The sequence below is a fragment of the Niastella populi genome, from assembly GCF_002078015.1.
Taxonomy (GTDB): domain Bacteria; phylum Bacteroidota; class Bacteroidia; order Chitinophagales; family Chitinophagaceae; genus Niastella; species Niastella populi.
The window spans coordinates 45,094-53,532 of record NZ_LWBP01000215.1 but is presented as its reverse complement, the minus strand read 5'-3'; the positions used below and the strand labels follow the sequence as shown (position 1 = coordinate 53,532).

8 protein-coding genes and 1 riboswitch are annotated in these 8,439 nt (G+C 45.4%); of the genes, 2 read left to right on the top strand and 6 right to left on the bottom strand.

From position 1 onward, the window contains the following. The first annotated feature begins 744 nt into the window (after positions 1 to 744). Positions 745 to 1,011, top strand: coding sequence for a helix-turn-helix domain-containing protein (locus A4R26_RS27985; RefSeq protein WP_081169837.1), 267 nt, complete (start codon positions 745 to 747; stop codon positions 1,009 to 1,011). Between the two features lie 66 nt (positions 1,012 to 1,077). Here the strand turns inward: A4R26_RS27985 and A4R26_RS27980 are convergent, their stop codons facing one another. Further along, positions 1,078 to 1,785 (bottom strand): head GIN domain-containing protein, encoded by a 708-nt coding sequence (locus A4R26_RS27980; RefSeq protein ID WP_165760439.1) that lies wholly within the window; start codon positions 1,783 to 1,785, stop codon positions 1,078 to 1,080. A 101-nt stretch (positions 1,786 to 1,886) separates the two neighbouring features. After that, a riboswitch (TPP riboswitch) is annotated at positions 1,887 to 1,993 on the top strand. Between the two features lie 115 nt (positions 1,994 to 2,108). Here A4R26_RS27980 and A4R26_RS27975 point away from each other — a divergent pair. Then, positions 2,109 to 4,535, top strand: a complete 2,427-nt coding sequence (locus A4R26_RS27975; protein ID WP_081169835.1) for a TonB-dependent receptor — start codon at positions 2,109 to 2,111, stop codon at positions 4,533 to 4,535. Between the two features lie 62 nt (positions 4,536 to 4,597). Here the strand turns inward: A4R26_RS27975 and A4R26_RS27970 are convergent, their stop codons facing one another. From A4R26_RS27970 to A4R26_RS27950, 5 genes are all read right to left on the bottom strand, one after another. Beyond that, complete coding sequence (locus A4R26_RS27970) at positions 4,598 to 5,395, bottom strand: PASTA domain-containing protein (RefSeq protein WP_081169834.1); 798 nt, start codon at positions 5,393 to 5,395, stop codon at positions 4,598 to 4,600. Between the two features lie 118 nt (positions 5,396 to 5,513). Further along, on the bottom strand, positions 5,514 to 5,822 hold the full coding sequence (locus tag A4R26_RS27965) for a rhodanese-like domain-containing protein (RefSeq protein ID WP_081169833.1): 309 nt from the start codon (positions 5,820 to 5,822) through the stop codon (positions 5,514 to 5,516). Between the two features lie 20 nt (positions 5,823 to 5,842). Next, positions 5,843 to 6,586 carry a PASTA domain-containing protein gene (locus A4R26_RS27960; RefSeq protein WP_242675040.1) on the bottom strand — a complete coding sequence of 248 codons (744 nt, stop codon included), beginning with the start codon at positions 6,584 to 6,586 and terminating at the stop codon, positions 5,843 to 5,845. A gap of 205 nt (positions 6,587 to 6,791) precedes the next feature. Then, positions 6,792 to 7,778 (bottom strand): D-alanine--D-alanine ligase, encoded by a 987-nt coding sequence (locus tag A4R26_RS27955; RefSeq protein ID WP_081169831.1) that lies wholly within the window; start codon positions 7,776 to 7,778, stop codon positions 6,792 to 6,794. 305 nt (positions 7,779 to 8,083) lie between these two features. After that, positions 8,084 to 8,431 (bottom strand): 4Fe-4S dicluster domain-containing protein, encoded by a 348-nt coding sequence (locus tag A4R26_RS27950; RefSeq protein WP_081169830.1) that lies wholly within the window; start codon positions 8,429 to 8,431, stop codon positions 8,084 to 8,086. Positions 8,432 to 8,439: the final 8 nt, after the last annotated feature.

Below are 8,439 nucleotides of genomic sequence, written 5' to 3'. Positions count from 1 at the left end.
AAAAGGCTTCTGTAACAGGGAGCCTTTTTTTATTGGCCATATATCATACCTCCTGTAAAATAAAAATCCCCGACAAATCTGTCAGGGCTTATACAGAATAATATTATCTCCTGCTCTCCGGCCTACCCATGAAGGAACTTATTGATGCCTTCCTTATTGACTAATGCAAAATCAATGGCGGTCTTTACAAAATCGTTTAGTGAAATATTATGCATGGCTGCATATAAAGCAGTTTATGAAGTATGATCACATTACAATGATGATAACATAGCTATGATATGCCCAAGAATAAGGCCGCTATATCTGCAACCATATTTCAGTTGCGATTTAAGACTTTAATCCATTCCATCAAATTCTTATTGAAACTCTTTGTAACCCCTTGATTAAAAGCCGGCACCCCCAAAAATAAAAAGACCCGCCCCACTAAGAGACAGGTCATCATCGCCTTTTCCTTTTTTAATCGAACATTATCAGGGAAGGAAGCCCTGTCGCCTTTCTGGTTAAAAGTGCCGTGTATTGTCTGGTAAAATTGATTGTACGTGGAGGTAAGGTATCTATCGCAAACAGTATAGTATAAATGATATTAAATATTTCAATCATTACTTAGCCTGCGGTTATCCGTTATTGAAGTTACTGTTTTTTTTTCTTCACTGTACTTTTTTAAGGACATTAATTATAAGACACATAACTTAGCGCCCCTTTTCAAGGGTTTTAAAATAAGGGAATCCTATCTTAATTGCGTACATGCGAAAACGTAGAACGTCAGCAAAAAGACCTGTAGCCCAGGAACTGTCTGCTGCCGAAACCGAGAAGATGTTGAATAAAATTGGAAAACTATTGAAGAACAAACGCCAGGCAAGAACAACACTGGAGAGCTTTTCGTATGAAATCAATATCTCAAGAAGCGCCATGACCCGCTATGAAGCCGGCGGAGATATGTATTTAAGTACCTTCCTGAAACTATTGCACGGGCTCGATATAAAACCCGAAGACTTCTTTAAAGATATATAAACAATTATAGCAATAAATACATTTGCAATGTTGTTTCCCGGGTAATGATCCCGGTTTGGTTTCGTGTCAATCCCGCTTCGAAATACTTCCACCCCCACTGGCCGACCGGTATTTTATCACCGGATTGCCTTTATAGTTCACATCACCGCCGCCACTGGCAGTAGCCGCCATTTCTTTCAATACCGTTATCGACGCATCACTGCCGCCGCTGGTTTGCAAAATGGCATACTCCGCAATGAGGCCATATCCCCTGAAATCGCTGCCGCCACTGACCCCTACCTTTGCATTCACCGCATTGCCAGTCACATTTGCATCGGAACCACCGCTCTGTTCAACGGTTAAAAAGTTTGCCGTTATCCTTCCCGAAAAATCGCTGCCTCCCGATAATACAATATGCAGTTGATCGCATTTCAATGAATCTTTTACCACTATATCAGAACCGCCCGAAGCCCTGAGCTTTTTAATTTCCTTTACCGATACATATGCCCGCAGTTTTTTGAACTTCCAGTTCCATCCCTGTTCAAGAAAGATCTTCAACACGCCTTTTTCAACAACCGTTTTTATTTTATCGCGATGGCTGGTCTCATTGGCGCTTACCGCCAGCACTTCTTCACCGCCCTGCGACAGGTACAGGTCGATGCCATCCGAAACGGTAATGGCCTGAAAACTCTCCACCGGGCGCTTCACCACATTAGGGTCATAGATCACCTTCCCCTGGCTATATCCCATGAGGTTGATTAATAATAATATAGAAGTTAAAAGGCGACTGAACATAATGCTCATTTGATGTGAAACGGCCAAAGCGGCCAATATGTTACAATATCCCTAAAAAATATGTTCGTATCTTTGCCGCCTCTTTCAAAAAACAGAGAATTTCAGATTCCCCGGGGTGCTCCCCCGCCGTGTTGGCGGGGATGCTGAGAAAATACCCGTAGAACCTGATCAGGGTAATGCCTGCGCAGGGAAGGTAGTTCCGTCATTCGCCTACGCTTCACTTTCGCAGCATTTCTCTCAAACCATTTTTTCAACACAAGTGCACCAGGATAAATGTACCGCAAGGTCATTTTTATGTGGCGCTAAACAATGATGATCATCAAATGAAAAAAATGTTTTTGGGGATTTGCTACCTGTTATTCGTTCAGTACCTGTCTGCCCAGATAAGCGGAAAGGTAACAGATGCATCCTCTGCTCCCATTGCCTCCGCCACCGTAGAACTAAGCAATGGATTGTCGACACTTACCAATGAAAACGGCGCTTTTGAATTCGGGAAAGTGAAACCGGGTAACTATACCCTGCATGTTACATCCATAGGTTTTCGGGCCGCCGATCGGCCCGTAATAACCGGTACACCGGTTGAAATTACACTCGAACGCCTGAACCTCTTTTTACAACCTGTTGAGATCAAAGCCACCCGCGCCGACGACAAAGCACCTTTCACGAAGAACAACCTGTCGAAAAAAGAGATTGAAAAACTCAACCTTGGCCAGGACCTGCCGTTTATCTTAAATCAAACACCTTCGGTGATCGTGAATTCCGACGCCGGCAATGGCGTGGGTTATACCGGCATCCGCATCCGCGGCAGCGACGCATCCCGAACCAACGTTACCCTCAATGGCATTCCGTTTAACGATGCTGAATCACAGGGCACCTTCTTCGTTAACCTGCCCGATTTCACGTCATCGGTAAACAGTATCCAGGTTCAACGTGGTGTGGGCACATCCTCTAACGGGGCCAGCGCATTTGGTGCTACCATAAACCTCAGCACCAATGAAACCAATACCACGCCGTATGCTGAAATAAATAACACCTACGGCTCCTTCAACACCTGGAAACATACGGTTAAAGCCGGGAGTGGACTGATCAACGATCACTTTACACTCGACGCGCGGGTATCCAAAATATCCAGCGATGGATATATCGACCGTGCCTCCAGTTCGCTCAAATCGTTTTATTTGTCTGGCGCTTACCTGAATAAGAATACATCTATCCGCCTGAATGTGTTCTCAGGCAGTGAAAAAACATACCAGGCCTGGAATGGTATTCCCGAGGCCAAACTACGCGGTAACAACGACAAACTCCTTGAGCATTATTACAACAACCTGGGTACATTATATTTTACTCAGCGCGACTCCGTTAACCTGTTCAGCTCCGACCCGCGGAAGTATAACTATTTCACCTACGACAATCAAACCGATAATTACCAGCAGGACCATTACCAGTTGTTCGTCAATCATAATTTTAACGAGCGGTTGGCCGTGAACACCGCCTTCTTTTTAACACGGGGAAGAGGGTATTATGAAGATTACAAACCCGTACGCTCGTATAGTGATTATGGTTTGAATGATGTTATTGTTGGAACGGATACCATTCGCGAAACCGACCTTATTCAACAACAATGGCTCGATAATTATTTCTACGGACAAATATTCTCCGTTCAATATAAAGACGATATCGGTCAACTGATCGTTGGCGGTGGCTGGAACCGCTACGATGGCAAACACTTCGGCAATGTGAACTGGGCCGCTCAGGGCGGCATACCCAATGGCTATCGCTGGTACAATACCGATGCATATAAAACAGATATCAATGCGTATGTAAAATACCAGATCGATCTATTGGGCAGCCTGCGCGCATTTGCCGATCTGCAATACCGCCGCGTACTGTATTATATCGGCGGCTTCAAAAACAATCCCGATCTGTTCAGACGCAATACCTGGGATTTCATAAACCCCAAAGTCGGTTTGTCGTATTCAAAGAACAATTACCTGGCATACGCATCCTATTCGTTGGGCAGAAAAGAACCCAACCGCGATGATTTTGAAGCGGGCGCCGGCCAGCAACCCAAACCAGAAGTATTGCACGACTTTGAACTGGGCGCAGAAAAGAAAACGAGAGATTACAACTGGGCAGCTACATTGTATTATATGTCGTACAAAGATCAACTGGTGCTTACCGGCAAGATCAATGACGTTGGCTCCTATACCCGCAGCAATGTGCCCGACAGTTATCGCATGGGTATAGAATTGCAGGGCGGTGTGCACTGCACCAACTGGTTCAATATTGCTGCCAATCTTACCCTTAGCCAAAACAAGATCAAAGACTTTACAGAATACTTCGACGATTATGATAATGGCGGACAAAAAGAAACGCCTCATGGCAATACCGACATCGCTTTTTCACCCACTGCCGTTGGTTCCGCCGTATTGAACTTCACCCCCGTCAACAACCTGGAGATCGGGTTGATCGGTAAATATGTAAGCCGTCAGTACCTCGACAATACCTCAGACAAAGCGCGCAGCCTCGACCCATATTACGTACAGGATGCGCGTATCGGTTATACCCTGCGGAAAGTACTGTTCAAAGAGATAGCGATAACTGCCCAGGTGAATAATGTATTCGATAAAAAGTATACACCGAATGGTTATACGTACAGCTACCAGTATAACCAAAACGTGATCACCGAAAACTTTTATTACCCCATGGCGGGCACCAACTTTATGATCGGGTTGAATGTAAAACTGTAGTTCAACCGGCAAAAAAAAAGGATCGCGATCGCGATCCTTTTTTTATAATACGTTTTAATTATCTACGGCTGCGTAACTGTACTATCTGCCGGGCGAACCGGTTTTTCGACCTGCACCCAAAGATCGATCACCTCACCCTGACGTAAGCGGTTAACATTTCCCGTTGATGTTAAATGATTGTGTGATTGTTTGTATACATACATGCTGGTGGCATCGGCGCCCTGAGGCAGAATGGTTCCAACATTAAATCCATTTGATTCAATAATTACTTTCGCTTCAGCCAGGGTAAGTCCGATCAGGTCTGGCACATCCAGCAGTTCCGTGCCCGTACCTATTCCAATAACCAGCACAATGCCGCTGCCCATGGGAATTTTTGTTCCGGGTTTTATAGGCTGTCCCTTAAATTGCTGATCGAGCACCATGCGGGTAAGATGGGGCTGATAAATAGTATCTTCCAGTTTCAGTTTCTGTTGCTGCAACGTGATCTCGGCACTCCGGAAGCTCATTCCCAGCAAATTAGGCATGTCGATATCAGGCGCCGCATCGCGGTTAATGACCAAATAAACCGTGCGGTTCATTTTAACCTTTGTATCGGCATTGGGAAATTGTTTTACAACCGATAACAAAGCGGCTGTATCGCTATATACAGTGTCCTGGATCTCTACTTCGAAACCCTGCCCTTCGAGGATCTTTTTGGCTTCTTCAAACGATTTGCCGGTCACAGAAGGCACGGCCAGCGATTTATCGTGCCGGGTGATCCACGATAAAGACTGGAAGAAGATAAAAGACAATAACAATAAGATGCCGATACCCAGCAGGATATTCGCCCAAAGCGGTTTTCCGGTAATGAATTTGAACACAGGTGATATGGATTGAGTTTAATAAATCAGGCTGTACCTAAGGTGCATGGTCAATAACCCGCAATATTTCAGGAGTATGAACATAAGGAAGCCCTTTCACGTTTGCCGTTTCGCGCTGCTACTGCCCAAACTTCGACTGCCAGGCCAGCATACCACCCGAAAGGTTCTTGGTATTCGTAAACCCAAGCGTTTCGAGGATCATAGCTGCCTGTCCGCTCCGGTTGCCGCTGCGGCAATACACGATCACTTCTTCATTCTTCAGGTTCTCCAACTGATCAACCTGCATCATTTGCACCTGTCCGAGGGGAACATGTTCGCCGCCGATATTGAATTCGGCACGCTCATGCGGTTCCCTTACATCTACCAGGTTTAACTGCTCGCCTCTGTCAAGACGTTCTTTTACTTCTTCAGGAGTTATGTTTTGCATAAAATGCTATTTAAGTTATTTTATTGTTCATGTGTTGGAACTTCCGGTACGGTTGGTTTTACCGGCTTGTCGGGCTGCAGCCAAAGGTCAACGCTCTGACCCTGCCTTATCCGGTTCACGCGGCCATCCATCGTCAGGGGTTCGGGAGCCTGGCGGCCTACAAATGCATTGGGATCAATATCTGGTATAACCGCACCCACGTTCAGGCCATTCGACTCAAGCAGCACTTTTGCATCGTTATACGTTAAGCCCACCAGGTCGGGCACGCTGAAATCTTCATGTCCCAACCCGCTGCCCAGCACCAGCACGATCTTGCTTCCCTGCGGAATTTTAGCGCCTGCTTTTATGCGCTCGCCATCGAATTGTTGTTCCAGTACAGAGTTCTTGGCAAAATCGGTGCGATAAAAAGTATCTTCCAGCTTCAACCCATATTGCGTCATCGTTATTTCGGCACTGCGAAAGCTCATCCCTTCGAGGTTGGGCATTTCAATCAGCGGCGCTACCGCTTTGTTAACGGTAAGGTATACGGTACGGTTCACCTTCACCAAAGCTTCCGCTTCGGGGAACTGGCGTAATACCGATAACGGCTTTGCTGTATCGTTGTAAATCGAATCCTGCAGCTCTACTTCAAAACCTTTGCTTTCCAGTATTTTACGGGCATCCTCATACGATTTACCAGTTACGGCAGGAATGGTAAGGGTTTTATCATGCCTGGTAATCCAGTGAAGCGATTGCAGGAACACAACTACCGCTAATATAACCAAAATGATCCCGGTTAGGATGTGTACCCAAAGGGGTTTCCCTGTCATGAATTTAAACAAGGTAGTATCTGTTTGTTTTAAGTTCGTCAATCGTATATAATCTGTTCGTGAAACGGCAATCGTGAATCGGCAATCGTGAAACGGCTCGCGAAGGTTATGGCTTTACTTCATCTGGCCGGCCCGCTTATCCCATTATCCCATTATCAAATTACCCTCTCCTCGTCAACGCATCTTCGATCAGTGCCGAATAAAACTCCTTTAACGTCCAGCCCATGGCACGTACCTGCTGCGGTACTATGCTTGCTTCACTTTGTCCCGGTACGGTATTGATCTCCAGCATATACGGCGCCTGTCTGGCTTCGTTATAAATAAAATCGATCCGTATTACGCCACCGCAATTAAAAAGCTCATATATTCTTTTTGCCGTACTGCGCACTTTTTCTGCAATGGCTTCATCAACCCGGGCCGGGGTAATTTCTTCACTTAGTCCCTTATATTTCGCTTCAAAATCGAAGAAATCTTTCTTCGTTATCACTTCAGTGATCGGCAGCGTAATAATGCCTTTGGGCGATTTAAATACGCCGATCGTGAACTCACGGCCTTCAATAAACTCTTCAACCAATACCTGGTCATCTTCCTTAAACGCTTTTTCCAGGGCGCCGGCCAGATCTTTCGCCTCATTCACCTTGCTCATGCCAATGCTTGAACCGCCGTTATTTGGCTTTACAAACACAGGCAATGTCAACTGGCTCAGGATCTCATCGGGGCTAACCGGGCTGTGTTTAAAAATATGAACAGATTTGGCAACATTTATGCCAGCAAAGGCCGCTATGGCCACGGTATATCTTTTATTGAAAGTTAATGCAGAAGTAGCTGAATCACAAGAGGTATAAGGCAATCCAACCAGGTCGAAATAGCCCTGTAAACGGCCATCTTCGCCGGGTGTGCCATGAATGCCGATCAATACCGCATCAAATGTTAATTTTTTGCCATCTATGGTCAGTGAGAAGTCATTCCGGTCAACGGTGATCTTCTGGCCATTTGCCTCATAAAACCAGCCGCGGGGGGTAATATCTATTTTGTATACGTTGAACTTGTCGGTATCAACATTCTTTTCAATTGTGATCGCACTTTTATAGGAGATTTCTGCTTCACCGGAGTACCCGCCGGTTACAAAGGCTATATTGGGCTTCATGTAAGGTTGGAAAATTTTTAGCAAATAAACGAAAAAGGAAGGGAAGCCCGAAACTTACCAGGCAGGTTTGTAGGGGTTAAGTTATCCTTAAAGCCATTTCCGGAAGATTTTATAGTTTCCCCGCCACCAGGCGGTCAGGGGAGGCCCAAACAAAAAAGGTGAAGGTCGTTAATCCTTCACCTCAATACGGCAGGAAATATCACCCGCCACTTACAAGTAGCACAAAGGCTACATTACTATTCTGATAGAAAGTTAAGAAATATGCAGGCGTTTATCAAAATTTTTTTGCCTGTTTCTTTACTTTCCTAGATGTGCAGTTTTTCTTTTTTTGCCATCAGCTCTTCCACTGTTTCAACATACATTTCATCCGGAACACAGCAGTCAACCGGGCAAACGGCTGCACATTGCGGCTCTTCATGAAAACCCTGGCACTCGGTGCATTTATTCGGAACAATGTAATATGTATCAACACTGACAGGCGCATTTGGCGCGTCGGCATCAACTACCGATCCATCCTTTAAAACAAAAGATCCTTTTACAGTAGTGCCATCTGCTACTCTCCATTCTACCCCACCTTCATATATAGCATTATTCGGGCACTCGGGTTCACAGGCGCCGCAGTTAATACATTCTTCGGTGATTTTTATAGCCATAACTTGCT